General features: G+C 57.9%; 10 protein-coding genes and 3 tRNA genes. 2 read left to right on the forward strand and 11 right to left on the reverse strand.

Annotated elements, in window-relative coordinates; translation table 11 throughout:
• The first annotated feature begins 11 nt into the window (after positions 1–11).
• The gene (gene fabI, locus BLT85_RS07270; protein ID WP_093392648.1) at positions 12–806 is read left to right on the forward strand and encodes an enoyl-ACP reductase FabI; all 795 of its coding nucleotides are present in this window, start codon (positions 12–14) and stop codon (positions 804–806) included.
• A 78-nt stretch (positions 807–884) separates the two neighbouring features.
• Here fabI and BLT85_RS07275 read toward each other — a convergent pair whose 3' ends face one another.
• The 11 genes from BLT85_RS07275 to BLT85_RS07325 all read right to left on the reverse strand — a co-directional run bounded on the left by BLT85_RS07275 (position 885) and on the right by BLT85_RS07325 (position 13,589).
• The gene (locus BLT85_RS07275) at positions 885–2,777 is read right to left on the reverse strand and encodes a SurA N-terminal domain-containing protein (protein ID WP_093392650.1); all 1,893 of its coding nucleotides are present in this window, start codon (positions 2,775–2,777) and stop codon (positions 885–887) included.
• A gap of 233 nt (positions 2,778–3,010) precedes the next feature.
• A complete protein-coding gene (locus BLT85_RS07280; RefSeq protein ID WP_093392652.1) occupies positions 3,011–3,283 on the reverse strand; it encodes an HU family DNA-binding protein in 273 nt (90 codons plus the stop codon).
• Between the two features lie 203 nt (positions 3,284–3,486).
• Complete coding sequence (lon, locus tag BLT85_RS07285; RefSeq protein WP_093392654.1) at positions 3,487–5,892, reverse strand: endopeptidase La; 2,406 nt, start codon at positions 5,890–5,892, stop codon at positions 3,487–3,489.
• Between the two features lie 204 nt (positions 5,893–6,096).
• The gene (clpX, locus tag BLT85_RS07290) at positions 6,097–7,380 is read right to left on the reverse strand and encodes an ATP-dependent Clp protease ATP-binding subunit ClpX (RefSeq protein ID WP_093392655.1); all 1,284 of its coding nucleotides are present in this window, start codon (positions 7,378–7,380) and stop codon (positions 6,097–6,099) included.
• 164 nt (positions 7,381–7,544) lie between these two features.
• On the reverse strand, positions 7,545–8,186 hold the full coding sequence (gene clpP / locus BLT85_RS07295; RefSeq protein ID WP_093392657.1) for an ATP-dependent Clp endopeptidase proteolytic subunit ClpP: 642 nt from the start codon (positions 8,184–8,186) through the stop codon (positions 7,545–7,547).
• 88 nt (positions 8,187–8,274) lie between these two features.
• Entirely contained in the window at positions 8,275–9,618 is a 1,344-nt protein-coding gene (gene tig, locus BLT85_RS07300) for a trigger factor (RefSeq protein ID WP_093392659.1), read from the reverse strand.
• 163 nt (positions 9,619–9,781) lie between these two features.
• A complete protein-coding gene (locus BLT85_RS07305) occupies positions 9,782–12,574 on the reverse strand; it encodes a putative bifunctional diguanylate cyclase/phosphodiesterase (protein ID WP_093392661.1) in 2,793 nt (930 codons plus the stop codon).
• Between the two features lie 3 nt (positions 12,575–12,577).
• A complete protein-coding gene (locus BLT85_RS07310) occupies positions 12,578–13,054 on the reverse strand; it encodes a type IV pilin protein (RefSeq protein ID WP_093392663.1) in 477 nt (158 codons plus the stop codon).
• 194 nt (positions 13,055–13,248) lie between these two features.
• Positions 13,249–13,333, reverse strand: a tRNA-Leu gene (locus BLT85_RS07315).
• A 65-nt stretch (positions 13,334–13,398) separates the two neighbouring features.
• Positions 13,399–13,474 (reverse strand) — tRNA-His (locus BLT85_RS07320).
• 38 nt (positions 13,475–13,512) lie between these two features.
• Positions 13,513–13,589: transfer RNA gene (locus BLT85_RS07325), tRNA-Arg, on the reverse strand.
• A 276-nt stretch (positions 13,590–13,865) separates the two neighbouring features.
• Here BLT85_RS07325 and folD point away from each other — a divergent pair.
• Complete coding sequence (gene folD / locus BLT85_RS07330) at positions 13,866–14,720, forward strand: bifunctional methylenetetrahydrofolate dehydrogenase/methenyltetrahydrofolate cyclohydrolase FolD (protein ID WP_093392665.1); 855 nt, start codon at positions 13,866–13,868, stop codon at positions 14,718–14,720.
• The last annotated feature ends 2 nt before the right edge of the window (positions 14,721–14,722 follow it).

A 14,722-nucleotide genomic window follows, 5' to 3' on the forward strand; every position in this document is an offset into this window, starting at 1 on the left:
AGGAACCAAGCATGGGATTTCTTACCGGTAAACGCGTCCTCATCGTAGGTGTAGCCAGCAAACTGTCGATCGCCTCCGGCATCGCCGCTGCCATGCATCGCGAGGGCGCCGAACTCGCCTTTACCTACCAGAACGAGAAACTCAAGGCACGCGTCGAAGGGTTCGCCGCCGAATGGGGTTCGGGGCCGGAATTGTGCTTTCCTTGCGACGTGGCTGATGATGCCGAGATCGAGAAAGTCTTCGCCGAGCTCGGCAAGAAGTGGGACGGCCTCGACTGCATCGTGCACTCTGTCGGCTTCGCCCCCGGCGACCAGCTGGACGGCGACTTTACGGACGTCACCACCCGTGAAGGGTTCCGCATCGCCCATGACATCAGTGCCTACAGCTTCGTTGCGCTGGCCAAGGCCGGACGCGAGATGATGAAAGGACGCAACGGCAGCCTGCTGACTCTTTCGTACCTTGGCGCTGAGCGCACCATGCCGAATTACAACGTGATGGGTATGGCCAAGGCTAGCCTGGAAGCCGGCGTTCGCTACCTCGCTACCAGCCTGGGGCCGGAAGGCACTCGCGTGAATGCCATCTCCGCCGGCCCTATTCGCACTCTCGCTGCCTCGGGCATCAAGAGCTTCCGCAAGATGCTGTCCCACAATGAGCGTCAGACGCCTATGCGCCGCAACGTCACCATTGACGAAGTCGGCAATGTAGGCGCGTTTCTGTGCTCCGACCTTGCTTCTGGGATATCTGGCGAGATCACATACGTCGATGGCGGCTTCAATATCACCGCCATGGGTAACCTGGAAGAGTAAAGCCAGACATAAAAAAAGCCGCGAAAGCGGCTTTTTTTATGTCTAAAAAGCGCGCTGGCCATTCCCGGCGCGCTCTGTTCAGTAACGCTCGATCTCGGCCTGCTCTCGGAAGCGCTCCTGCACCGCGGAGAAGTCCTGATCCCCACCCTGACCGCTGATGAATTGCTGGTACGCCTCGGCCTCGGCTTGTTCAGCTACATCCACCGGCGTGGCCACGCCAGTCAACCGGACCACCCACCGTGACCCATCAGTCTGGCGGAACTGACCGTATACGGCCTCGCTCTGCTCGGGACGCGGCATAGCGAAGACACTACGCACCAGGCTGGCTGGCAAAGAATTGGAAGACCGCCCTACCGCTTCATGGTTCGTCCAGGAAGTACTCAGCTGTGCGGCCACCTCCTGTGCGTCCCGCTCGCCCTGACGTAGCTGTTCAACCAGGTTCTCAGCCAGTTCCTCGGTCTGCTCGGTAGCCTTGCGATACCGAAGCAAGTCTTCGACTTCGGCACGCACTTCCTCGAGCGGCCGCTGCCTGGGCTGCAAATGCTCTTTCACCCGTAGCACCACCACGGTGTCGGCGTCCAGCTCAAGAGGTTGGCTATTACGGCCCTCTACCAACACCTCATCGTCGAAGGCCGCCATCATCACCTTGGGATTGGCGGTGATGCCTTCACCACCCGAGCGCTGCACTGGGCCGAACGTCTCGATTTCAAGACCGAGTTCCTGCGCCGGCTGTTCCAGATCCTGAGACTCGTAGGCGAGATTGGCCAACTCCTGAGTAGCTTCGACGAACCGCCGTTCCACCTGCTCGGTCTTCAACTCCTCGACGAGCCGCGGACGCATCTCCTCAAGAGAAGGTACCTCTGGCGCCTTGGTTTCAGTGAGCTTGATCAGATGGTAGCCGTAGGGCGTCAACACGGGTTCGGATACCTGACCGACCTCCAGAGCGAACAGCGCTTCGTCGAAAGCTTCGTCGAAATCCCCGCGCGCGGTAAAGCCCAGATCGCCGCCCTGGTTGGCACTGCCTGGATCGTCCGATTCCTGCTCGGCAACAGCAGCAAACTCTGCGCCCTGCTCGAGTCGCTGGCGTACCTGGCGAGCATGCTCCAGCGCCTCTTCCTGGGTGGTTTCGTCGTTCACTTCAAAAAGGATATGGGCTGCGCGCCGCTGCTCGCTGAGGTTACCTACCTCGCGCTGGTAGAGTTGCTCTACCGCCTGCTCGTCCACGGACACTTCATCGAAAAAATCCCTTCTCGACAATGTCAGCGTTTCCAGCACAACCTGTTCGGTTGTCATGAAACGTTGAGCATTACCGTCGTAATACGCCTGGACCTCGGCGTCGCTGATATCGACGTCGTGACGCTGAAGCGGCACTTCGATCACAGCGAAGTCCCGCGTCTGGTTCTCCAATCGAGCGAGCCTCTCCCGCTCTGCAGGCGTGGCGAAAGACGTTGCCTGATAAGCGTTACGCAACTGAGCGAGCAGCAACTCCTGCCGGACAAGATCGCGGAAAGCCATTCTCGAACTCAGGCCCATGTTACGAATCGCAGCATCGAACCGGTTCGAGTCGAACGCCCCGTTAGCCTGAAAATCCGGGGTCGACAGAATCAACTGGTCGATCATGGCATCGGTAACACGCAGGTCAGATTCCTGGGCTGCGTCGAGCAGTACCGCCCGATCGATCAGGCTGTCCAGCACCGAGGCACGTAGAAGATCATCATCAATCATGCTTGGGTCGATCTCATTACCCATCTGACGCATTTGTTGCACCAGCTGGCGGCGCTGAAGCGCGACCGATTGCTCGAGCTCAGCCCGGGTGATGGTGATGTCATTAACCTCGGCTGCCTTGTCTTCATTGCTGGTGAAGCGGCTGATCGACTCCCAGCCAGTCAAGGCGAAAATCAGCACAATGACGCCGACGATCACCTTGGCGACCCAGCTCTGCGCATTGTCCCGCATTGTTTGCAGCATCATGCCCCCAAATTGTCCGCCCTGCCCTGTGGCGGCGGTCCTGCTGTCTTGTAATAAACCGGAACAACTGTCCGGAAACAAAAAAGGCGCATCGTCATTGATGCGCCTTCTTGGAACTGACGGAGCCGTGAACTCTCGGAGTTCGGTCAGGACCGCGGTGCGGCCCGTGCCGGCATTGGTTCCGTTTGCGTGTGACGCATTACCGCGTCACATGCCCTGTCAGTCACAGGACGCGATCAGTTAACAGCGTCCTTCAGTGCCTTGCCTGCCTTGAAGCCGGGGATCTTGGCAGCGCTGATTTCGATCGGGTTGCCAGTCTGCGGGTTGCGGCCAGTGCGAGCGGCGCGTTCCTTGACGGCGAAAGTACCGAAGCCAACCAGAACGACCGAATCGCCATCCTTCAGAGCACCAGTAATAGAGTCGATGACGGCGTCAAGAGCACGACCGGCAGCAGCTTTCGGAATATCCGCGGATGCAGCGATGGCATCGATCAATTCAGACTTGTTCACTCTAAGTCCCCTTTATCCAATAAATGAGTTTGTTAGTCGTTATGTAAGCTTGTGGTCTGTAGCGAAGCTGTAGCCAGTCAGCATACCTGCTTGGGTCGAAGCACGCTTTATAGCAAGTGCTCAAAAACCGTGTCAAGGAATGCTTAAGGTCTTGCGGTCAAATCAGCGGGCCCTCTCACCCCCGGATTTGACCGCTTTCACACTTAGTGTGTACTGATGCGCTCCTTGGCGTCAGCATCGCGATTGTCATCCTTTGCGCTCATCTCTTCAACCCTTTCCTGCAAAGGCTCCGGAGCGTATTGCAGCGCAATCTGCAGCACTTCGTCAATCCATTTGACCGGCTTGATGTCCAGGTCCTTCTTGATGTTCTCCGGGATCTCCTTGAGATCGCGTACATTGTCGTGCGGAATGACCACCGTTTTGATCCCACCTCGGTGTGCAGCGAGCAGCTTCTCCTTCAACCCGCCGATCGGCAGGACCTGGCCGCGAAGCGTGATTTCACCGGTCATGGCCACTTCGGCACGCACCGGGATGTTGGTCAAGGCGGACACCAGCGCGGTGCACATCCCCACCCCTGCACTGGGCCCATCCTTGGGAGTCGCGCCTTCAGGCACGTGGATGTGCAAGTCGTGCTTCTCGTGGAAATCAGCAGCGATGCCGAGACTGGCCGCACGGCTGCGCACCACGGTAAGGGCTGCGCTGATGGATTCCTGCATCACATCGCCCAGCGACCCTGTCTTGATCTGACGACCCTTGCCCGGCACGGCTACTGCCTCCAGGTGCAGCAGCTCACCGCCTACCTGTGTCCAGGCCAGACCAGTTACCTGGCCGACCTGATCGGATTCTTCGGCGAGGCCATACTTGAACCTGCGTACGCCCAGATATTCTTCGATCAGGCTTTCGCTGAGCACCACTGGCTGACTCTTGCCCCTGGCCTTGCCTACCTGCTCTCTGACCACCTTGCGACAGAGTTTGGCAATCTGTCGTTCCAGTCCGCGGACGCCCGCCTCGCGAGTGTAATAACGGATGATCGAACGAATCGAGTCGGCATCGAAAACCAGCTCGTCTTTCTTCAGGCCGTTGTTTTTCACCTGCTTTGGCACGAGGTAACGCTGGGCAATGTTCACCTTCTCATCCTCGGTGTAGCCCGGGATGCGAATCACCTCCATGCGATCCAGCAGCGGCGCCGGGATGTTCATCGAGTTGGAGGTACAGATGAACATGACGTCCGACAGGTCGTAATCGACCTCCAGGTAGTGATCGTTGAAAGCATGGTTCTGCTCTGGATCGAGCACCTCAAGGAGTGCCGACGATGGATCGCCGCGCATGTCCTGACCCATCTTGTCGATCTCGTCCAGCAGGAAAAGCGGATTACGCACTCCTGCCTTGGTCATTTTCTGGATCAGCTTGCCTGGCAGCGAACCGATGTAGGTCCGTCGATGGCCGCGGATTTCCGCCTCGTCGCGGACGCCACCAAGCGCCATACGCACGAACTTGCGATTCGTGGCACGAGCCAGCGATTCGCCAAGCGATGTCTTGCCCACGCCCGGAGGGCCCACGAGGCATAGCACAGGCCCCTTGAGCTTGCGCACGCGTTTCTGTACCGCCAGATACTCCAGAATGCGTTCCTTGACCTCTTCCAGGCCGTAATGGTCGGCTTCCAGCACTTCCTCGGCGTGCTGAAGGTCGTTGCGCACCTTGCTCGCCTTCTTCCAGGGCACATTGCTCAACCAGTCTATGTACGAACGAACCACAGTGGCTTCGGCGGACATCGGCGACATCATCTTGAGCTTGTTCAGCTCCGTCATGGCTTTGCCATGCGCCTCTTCAGGCATGCCCGCGTCGTCGATCTTCTTTTTCAGATCCTCAAGCTCGCCGCCGCTTTCGTCGAGGCCGCCCATCTCCTTCTGGATCGCCTTCATTTGCTCATTCAGGTAGTACTCGCGCTGACTTCGCTCCATCTGCTTCTTCACACGGCCACGAATGCGCTTTTCAACCTGAAGCAGATCGATCTCGCCATCGAGCACCCCCAAAACGTGCTCGACACGCTCTCGCAAGGGCAGAATCTCGAGAATCTCCTGCTTCTGTTCGAGTTTCAGCGTCAGGTGCGCGGCCATGGTATCAACCAACCGGCTGGGCTCTTCGATGCTGGAGAGCGACGAGACGACCTCCGCCGGCACCTTCTTGCCCAACTGCACGAACTGTTCGAACTGGCTCATCAGGCTACGAACCAATACCTCGCCTTCCCGTTCGTCCAAGGCTGCTTCGCTCAGCAGCTCCACGGAGGCCATCTGGTAGCCGTCCTGTTCGCGCATGTCGGCGATGCGGGCACGCTGCTCGCCTTCTACCAGCACCTTGACGGTGCCGTCTGGGAGCTTGAGCAGCTGAAGGATGGTTGCGACTGTCCCGAGCTGGTACAGCTCATTGTGGCCCGGGTCGTCATCTGCCGGATTGCGTTGAGCAACCAGCAGGACCTGCTTGTCGCCGGACATCGCAGCTTCGAGCGCCTCGATCGAACGCTCGCGGCCCACGAATAACGGAATGACCATGTGGGGATAGACCACCACATCGCGCAAAGGTAATAGCGGAAAATCGCTGTGAGTCGTCATGGCAGAAGCTCGCTCGCAGAGGGGTCGCATGCGCGCATGAACCCGTAATAGAAATATCCTTGAAACAAAGATGGGGGCACGGAGGGAAAAAAACAAGCCGCCTCACATGCTGCAACACTACCGGGGGAGAAAAGGATGAAAAGGGTTGGCGAAAGAAAACAGTGCCGCCGGGAGCGGCACTATCGAACGGAAGAAAGACGTAGCTCAGTCTTCCGGCAAGGCCTTCGGTGGCTGCTCCATCGACTCATAGATCATCAACGGCTGGGAATCGCCGTTGATGACATTCTCGTCGATGACCACCTTGCTGACATGTTCAGCCGATGGAATCTCGTACATGGTATCGAGCAGAACATTTTCCAGGATGGACCGCAGCCCACGGGCACCGGTCTTACGCTCCAAAGCTTTATGCGCAACGGCCTTGAGCGCGTCGGCCCGGAATTCCAGCTCAACATCTTCCATCTCGAACAACTTGGCGTACTGCTTGGTGAGCGAATTCTTCGGCTCGGTGAGAATCTGCATCAGAGCAGCCTCGTCGAGCTCGTCGAGCGTAGCGATAACCGGCAAGCGACCGACGAATTCCGGAATCAGGCCGAATCGAACCAGATCTTCGGGCTCGACGTCCTTCAATGCCTCGCCAACCTTCTTGCCTTCGTCCTTGCTTCGAACCGCCGCGTTGAAACCGATTCCGCTCTTTTCCGAGCGATCGCGGATTACCTTTTCCAGGCCGGCGAACGCGCCCCCGCAAATAAACAGGATGTTGCGGGTATCAACTTGGAGAAACTCCTGCTGCGGATGCTTGCGTCCACCCTGTGGCGGTACCGAGGCGACGGTGCCCTCGATCAGCTTCAGGAGGGCCTGTTGCACGCCTTCGCCGGAAACGTCACGAGTGATTGACGGGTTGTCCGACTTACGCGAGATCTTGTCGATCTCATCGATGTAGACGATGCCCATCTGAGCTTTTTCGACGTCGTAATCACACTTCTGCAGCAGCTTCTGAATGATGTTTTCCACGTCTTCGCCGACATACCCTGCCTCGGTCAAGGTCGTGGCGTCAGCGATCGTGAACGGCACGTTGAGCAGACGGGCAAGCGTCTCGGCCAGCAGAGTCTTGCCCGAACCGGTCGGACCGATGACCAGGATATTGCTCTTGCCCAACTCGACGTCGTCCTTGCCTTCGCGCTGGTTCAGGCGCTTGTAGTGGTTGTACACCGCTACCGACAGAATCTTCTTGGCACGCAGCTGCCCGATGACGTACTGATCCAGAATCCCGCTGATTTCCTTCGGCGAAGGCAGCTTGTGACCGCTGGTTTCCGCCTGGCTATCCTGTACTTCTTCCCGAATGATGTCGTTGCACAGGTCAACGCACTCATCACAGATAAACACGGAGGGGCCGGCAATCAGCTTGCGCACTTCATGCTGGCTCTTGCCGCAGAAGGAGCAATACAACAGCTTGCCGCTATCGTCACCCTTCCCAGTCATATCGGTCATTGAAAACCCCTACTTACAGTCGCTCTTGAAAACAAAGATGAAGGCATATGCGCCAGTTTGCAAGCTCGACCCGGTCAATGCGGCCCGCCTCCCGACGCTGAAAAGCGGGAAAAACGGGGGCTCGCGCGGTGCGAGCCCCCTAGTCAAGCGATGGACGGTATATCTCAGCCGAGCACGGCGCGACTGTCGAGAACACGGTCGATCAGACCATATTCGACACCCTCGTTTGCGCTCAGGAAGCGGTCACGGTCGGTATCGCGAGCAATCACGTCGAGCGGCTGGCCGGTGTGGTGGGCCATGATCTGATTCAAGCGCTCGCGAATGAACAGAATCTCGCGTGCGTGAATCTCGATGTCTGAAGCCTGTCCTTGGAAGCCGCCCAGCGGTTGGTGAATCATCAGGCGGGAGTGCGGCAAGCTGAAACGTTTGCCCGCGGTACCGCCAGTCAGCAGGAACGCACCCATGCTGCAAGCCTGGCCGATGCACAGCGTGCTGACGTCGGGCTTGATGAACTGCATGGTGTCGTAAATCGCCATACCTGCAGTGACCGAACCACCAGGCGAATTGATGTACAGATGGATGTCCTTGTCGGGATTTTCCGACTCGAGGAACAGCAACTGAGCCACCACCAGGTTGGCCATGTAGTCTTCTACCTGACCCACAAGAAAGATCACCCGCTCCTTGAGCAGGCGCGAATAGATGTCATAGGAGCGCTCGCCCCGCGCAGACTGCTCTACAACCATAGGTACCAGACCACCTGCGGCCTGAATATCCGGCGGAAACTGGGTAAAGCTGTTATGGGTCATGGATCGATGTCACTCCGATTAGCCTGTCGCAGAAACACGAGAGCCAGCCCGAAGGCTGGCTCATGCGCTGCGTAATTGAGCGACGAGATTACTCGTCAGCGCTGCTTTCCGCCTCGCCGCCTTGCGCCCCTGCGGGCTGCGCCGGCTTGACGGCATCTTCGTAGGCAACCTGCTTGTCGGTTACCTTAGCCTTCTGCAACACAGTATCCACCACTTGCTCTTCCAGCACAACCGACTGGATTTCAGCCAATTGCTGCTCGTTCTGGTAGTACCAGTTGATAACCTGCTGCGGCTCCTGATAGGCAGACGCCAGATCTTCAACCATCGCGCGAACGCGATCATTGTCCGGCTTGATGTCGTTCTGCTTGACCACTTCAGCCACGATCAGACCAAGGCTGACGCGACGCTTGGCCTGCTCTTCGAACAACTCGGCAGGCAGCTGTTCCGGCTTGATGTTAGCGCCGCCGAACTGCTGGACGGCCTGCTGACGCAGACGATCGATTTCGCTGCTGATCAGAGCGCGTGGCACTTCCACTTCGTTGGTAGCAAGCAGTCCGTCCATGACCTGGGTCTTGGTCTTGGATTTGATCGCCTGGCGAAGCTCGCGCTCCATGTTCTTGCGAACCTCGGCGCGGAAGCCTTCCATACCGCCTTCCTCAACGCCGAAACGGGCAAAGAACTCATCATTGAGTTCAGGCAAGGTCGGCTCGGCGACCGCATGGACCATTACGTCGAACTCGGCAGATTTGCCGGCGAGTTCCAGATTTTGATAGTCCTCGGGGAACGTTACGTTCAGCGTGCGCGATTCGCCGGCCTTGGCGCCGACCAGCCCCTCTTCGAAGCCAGGAATCATCCGGCCTGAGCCGAGCACGATCTGGGTATTGCTGGCAGTACCACCCTGGAACGCTTCACCGTCGATGCGGCCGGTGAAATCCACCGTCAGCTGGTCGTCGTTCTGTGCCGCACGCTCAACGTTCTGATACGAGGTATTTTGCTTGCGCAGGATGTCGAGCATCTTCTCGACGTCCGCATCAGTCACGTCGGCATCGATGCGCTCGACGCTGATGCCGGAGAAATCGGCCAGCTGGACTTCCGGGTATACCTCAAAGGTTGCGATGTATTCAAAGTCCTTGCCTTCGTCGAGCTGCTTGGGCTCAACGCTGGGCGCGCCGGCAGGATTCAGCTTTTCCTGCACGACGGCCTCGTAGAAAGAGGACTGGATCACTTCGCCGATCACTTCTTGGCGAGCCGAGCCACCAAAGCGCTTGCGGATAACGCTCATGGGCACCTTGCCGGGGCGGAAACCATCGACACGAGCACGGCTGGCGGTTTGCTGCAGACGCTTGTTGACTTCGTTTTCGATGCGCTCGGCAGGGATGCCAACGGTCATGCGGCGCTCAAGGCCGGAAGTGGTTTCAACCGAAACTTGCATGGATAGTCCTCGTTGAACAAAACAGAGTGATTGGACGAATTCTAAAGGGACGACATTCTAGTCGCTCGCAGCTGATAAGTCATCACTGCTGCGGGCAGGGCATCAGCGTAGCGGCAGAGATTGCCGTCTTGCTCGCACGCCGACAGTTCAAGCTAGCCGAGCATTACGCACGAAGTGCTCTGAATCCCTCCTCGGTCGCCCGCCTCAGGAGTAGGTCGAAGGCGTGCAGAGGCATAGGACGGTAGAACAAATAACCTTGGTACGCCTGACATCCTCGCGCTTTCAGCCATGAAGATTCGATAGTGGTTTCCACCCCCTCGGCGATGCAGCTCAACCCCAGCTGATGAGAAAGCTGCAGGATGACCTCGACAATCGCCGCGTCTCGACCGGAACGAGTGATATCTCGAATGAAAGATTGGTCAATCTTCAGCTTGTCGATTGGCATCGCTTTTAAATAAGACAGCGAACAATACCCGGTACCGAAGTCGTCTATTGCCAGCCGTATCCCTTTACCCCGAAGTGTACGCAGCGATTCCAGCGCAAAGGCGACGTCACGTATCAGTGCCCCTTCAGTGATCTCCAGCTCGATGCATTCCGGAGCAAGCTCGTAGTGCTCGAGCGTATCCAACACAAACGCAACAAAACCTCGCTGCTGAAAGTGTGCCGCGGATATGTTGATAGACAACTGAACCGGCTCGACACCCCGATCAAGCCAAGCGCGTATTTGCGAACAGGCGGCAGCAAGAACCCAGCGGTCGATCTCCGCAATGAGCATTGATTCTTCTGCGATGGGAATGAACACGCCAGGTGATACCATTCCCCGCGATGGGTGTTGCCAACGAAGCAGGACCTCAGCTCCGAGAATGGTTACCCCGTCTGCGCCGACCTGCGGCTGATAGTGCAGTTCGAACTCGCCTGCCTCCAGGGCATGACGCATTTCGCTCTCCATTTCCATGCGCTGCTGCGTCGCGCGATGCATGTCGCTGGCGAAGTGGTGATATCCGTCTCCGCCGAGTTTCTTGGCCTGGTACATAGCTGTGTCGGCCTGTTTCATCAGGTCATCCAGGCTGGTGCCATCCTCGGGGAAGCTCGCTACCCCAATACTCACCGTACTACGCAGCTGATGCGGACCAATCGCCACCGGGCGAGGCACCACGTCCAACAATGAGCGGATAATGCCGGTCACTATGGCGGACAAGTCCTCGCCGGCGCGTGTCTGTCTAATCGCTATGGTGAACTCGTCGCCCCCGAGCCGCGCAACGAGCTCCGACGAGGGAACACATTCCCGTATACGGCTGGCTATTTCCTTGAGATACAGATCGCCCTCAGCGTGACCCAACGAATCATTGATGAGCTTGAATCTGTCCAGATCGATGAACAATAACGAGAGACGGAGCTTTTCGTGTGCCGCGCGCTGAAGTGCGCGCTGCAACTGGCTCTTGAACGCAGCGCGGTTCGGCAAGCCGGTCAGGTCGTCGAAATGAGCCTGGCGGAACAGCCTTTCCTGCCAGCGAGCACGGCTCAGCGCAACCAGGATCCGCCCCGAGAACTGGATTGTCCTTGGTAGCTCCTGTTTCGCCCACGCCTCGGGCTGCTTCCAACCGGCGAGGACCCAATCGGTAGCTCCTTCTCCACGAAGCGGCACCAAGCCCCAACTCTGAATGTTCAAGCCAACTTCCTTCGGAAGCCAGACCGGCCGATGGGATGTCACCGAGGCTACAGGCTCGTCTTCAGGCTCCGAACCCTCAAGCAGAGGAAGACCAGGCATAGCAAAGCTCCGCTCCTGCCCGCTCCGGAGAGTAATCAACAGGCGGCTATCCCCCTCACGCAGAACAAGCAGTCCGAACAATTCGGTGTCGAGTATTCCGCCAATGTGCTTCATAACCGTACCGACCACAGCATGCGGGTCTTCAGGTGATAGCAGCACTTGATCAATTTCCGCAAGGGTCTCCAGCTGTCGGAACTGGCTAGCCAGCTGCCCCGTCATCTGATTGAACGAGTCCGCCAGCTCTTCGAATTCGTCCCCGCTGCGCAGGATGACCTGGCGATCCAGTCTCCCTGCACCGACCTGTCGAGTCGCTTCATGCAGCGCCTGCAGAGGTTTAAGTACGCGGCGGATGTGACCAATACTCAGTAGAAGGGCGCCCAGCATCGACGCGAGAACGACGATGATCAAGGTGGTGCGGAACTGCTCAAGAGGAGCTAGAAGCTCCTGTTCCGGCTCGCTAAGCACGACGGTCCATGCCGTGTTCATGCCTATCGTCTTGAGGAAGATTTCCCAGTAGGAGGCGGTCATAACCCGGTCCGCAGCGACCCAACCGAAAAAGCCCGAACCCTTCCAATCTGAATATTTCCTGCCGGGCCCAAGGATTTCGCGACCGATGGCTGCGTTGCAGAACAGCAGCTCCGAGTCTGGGGTTACAACACAGATGATCTGATCAGCGGGGAGGTGCGCTGCCTCCCAGAGAAACTCCGGATCGACGGGAGCCGCAAATACGTCGCCTCCAACTGTGAGTATGCCGACAAATACTGCTTCGCTGTCGATCTGCACCCGTTCGAGCGCGAACGTGGCCGGAGGCACAGGTATCAGACCCTCGATCGCCGCGTCCAGCCTGACCAGATTCTCGGGAGCCTCGCCTAACCATCGCCACGCTGCCGCAGCGCTCGGATTCGCAGGTTGTAGCCAGTGGGCGTGCTCAAGGCGTCCGGCGTCCGAACTTGTCACCGCAGCGATCTCAAGCTCCGAGGAGATTCGCTCGATTCGCTCGAAAACGCTCATGCCGAGCTGTTTAGTTTCGCGATGTAGCTGCTGGCGATGCTGCGCCGCGAAATGGTCGAAGACCTGAACGACGGTGACGACTGAAAGCACCGTGACCGGCAGCGTGATGGCGATGAAAAGGAATATGAAGAGGCGCCGAGCGAACCGACTGTTGAAGGTCTGAAAGTCTATTCGCATCAATCAGTACTCTGAAGCGAGACCGACATAGCCACCATTATTTGCCCTTACGATGTCGTCCCGCCCTTGCTTGGACGTGAACGTCTGATTGGTGCGCCCGTCCTCGCCCATGCTATAGAGGTCGTAGTCGGTATTGACCGGCACCATATTCTTGTCTTTGCGCATCCCGCCCTTCCCATTTCCCTTGAGCGAGTCGAAATTCAAAAACTGGTATGGGTTGTCCCATGGGTCACGCAAATGATCCATCCGGATCTCGGCAAGGCTTCCAGGGTACTTGCGATTGACCGAATGAAACCGTTCGATCATCGCTTCGATGCTGACAATGTCCGCGGTTGCTGCCGCGATCTTGGCCCTGAGAACGTAGCGCTCGTAGCTAGGCAGCGCAACCGCCGCGAGCAAACCGACAATGATCAAAGCCAGCAGCAATTCTATCAGCGTCAGGCCGTCCAGCTTCCTGCGAGAACCGTTTATTCGCTCCATCACATAGCCTGCTTGAGTTTTCTACCTAGTGTAGTGGCACACAGCCATCTATCAAGAACCGGTTATCGGCTAACAGTTCCAAAACTTGAAAGTAAACTATCGCGGCGAGGCGCCGACGCGGGAGATGGCGGAAGGAAGAGGAAAAAAGCGTCCGACAGACGAAGCAGAACGTGAGGCACAATCAACTGATTAAATGGTGCGGACGGAGAGACTCGAACTCTCACACCTTGCGGCGCCAGAACCTAAATCTGGTGTGTCTACCAATTCCACCACGTCCGCAAACCAGGGCACTGCAGAACACTACAAACAACAACGCCAGACCGAGGGTCTGGCGTGTCGAGAAATGGGGTGGACGATGGGTTTCGAACCCACGACACCAGGAGCCACAATCCTGTGCTCTACCAACTGAGCTACGCCCACCATTACTCTTGCTTCATTACTTCCAGACGATTGTGCGATGGCACGCCCGGCAGGACTCGAACCTGCGACCATCCGCTTAGAAGGCGGATGCTCTATCCAGCTGAGCTACGGGCGCCTTGAGCACATTCACGAATCCCGTAAGGGTATCTGAAAATGTCCGTCATACAAGCCGAAACTCGGATAAACGGTGAAGCCTGGTCGCCTTCCAAACCGGTATCGCTGTGTTTGTGAAGCGGGGCGAATCATACTCAGCCACCTCCGAGGCGTCAACGGCCGATTAGCATTTTTTTGTGAAATTTGAGGAAGTTATGTACCGGGCCTGTTGCACCCTTTTGCCCGCCCCCTCCCCATGCGACAATCGCCGCATTCTTTTGTCTGCGTCAGGAACCCAATGAACGCCAAACTCATCGATGGAAAGCAGATCGCCGCCAGCCTGCGCCGGGAAATCGCTGCCCAGGTCAGAGCCCGCCAGGATAAAGGTCTTCGAATCCCCGGTCTCGCTGTGATCCTGGTAGGCCAGGATCCCGCTTCGCAGGTCTATGTCTCACACAAACGCAAGGATTGCGAAGAGGTCGGCTTCATTTCGCGCTCTCATGACCTGCCTGCGGATACCACCCAGGACACGCTGCTGGGCCTGATCGACAGCCTGAACGATGACCCTGAAATCGATGGCATCCTGGTGCAGTTGCCACTACCGGCGCATCTGGACTCATCGCTGTTGCTTGAGCGCATTCGGCCCGACAAGGATGTCGACGGCTTCCACCCCTACAACATTGGTCGACTGGCTCAACGGATGCCATTGCTTCGTCCGTGCACCCCCCTCGGCATCATGCGCTTGTTGAAGAGCACCGGAGTCGACCTGTACGGCCTGGACGCTACGGTAGTCGGCGCCTCGAATATCGTCGGTCGCCCGATGGCGCTCGAGCTATTGCTCGGCGGGTGTACGACCACGGTGACTCACCGCTTCACGCGCGATCTGGCCGATCATGTCAGCCGTTCGGACCTGGTGGTCGTCGCTGCGGGCAAGCCGGGGCTGGTAAAGGGCGAGTGGATCAAGCCCGGCGCCATCGTTATCGACGTGGGCATCAACCGCATGGAAGACGGCCGGCTATGTGGCGATGTCGAGTTTGAAGTGGCTGCCGAACGCGCCGCCTGGATCACCCCGGTTCCGGGTGGGGTCGGGCCGATGACCCGAGCGTGTCTGCTGGAAAACACGTTGCACGCCTGCGAGCACCTGCACGACTGACA

Source organism: Halopseudomonas xinjiangensis (assembly GCF_900104945.1).
GTDB classification, from domain to species: domain Bacteria; phylum Pseudomonadota; class Gammaproteobacteria; order Pseudomonadales; family Pseudomonadaceae; genus Halopseudomonas; species Halopseudomonas xinjiangensis.

Coding starts and splice junctions, on each gene's coding strand:
- lon (WP_093392654.1), bottom strand. CDS start 5,892: ATGACGACTCACAGCGATTTTCCGCTATTACCTTTGCGCGATGTGGTG.
- BLT85_RS07305 (WP_093392661.1), bottom strand. CDS start 12,574: ATGCGAATAGACTTTCAGACCTTCAACAGTCGGTTCGCTCGGCGCCTC.
- fabI (WP_093392648.1), top strand. CDS start 12: ATGGGATTTCTTACCGGTAAACGCGTCCTCATCGTAGGTGTAGCCAGC.
- tig (WP_093392659.1), bottom strand. CDS start 9,618: ATGCAAGTTTCGGTTGAAACCACTTCCGGCCTTGAGCGCCGCATGACC.
- BLT85_RS07310 (WP_093392663.1), bottom strand. CDS start 13,054: ATGGAGCGAATAAACGGTTCTCGCAGGAAGCTGGACGGCCTGACGCTG.
- clpP (WP_093392657.1), bottom strand. CDS start 8,186: ATGACCCATAACAGCTTTACCCAGTTTCCGCCGGATATTCAGGCCGCA.
- folD (WP_093392665.1), top strand. CDS start 13,866: ATGAACGCCAAACTCATCGATGGAAAGCAGATCGCCGCCAGCCTGCGC.
- BLT85_RS07275 (WP_093392650.1), bottom strand. CDS start 2,777: ATGATGCTGCAAACAATGCGGGACAATGCGCAGAGCTGGGTCGCCAAG.
- clpX (WP_093392655.1), bottom strand. CDS start 7,380: ATGACCGATATGACTGGGAAGGGTGACGATAGCGGCAAGCTGTTGTAT.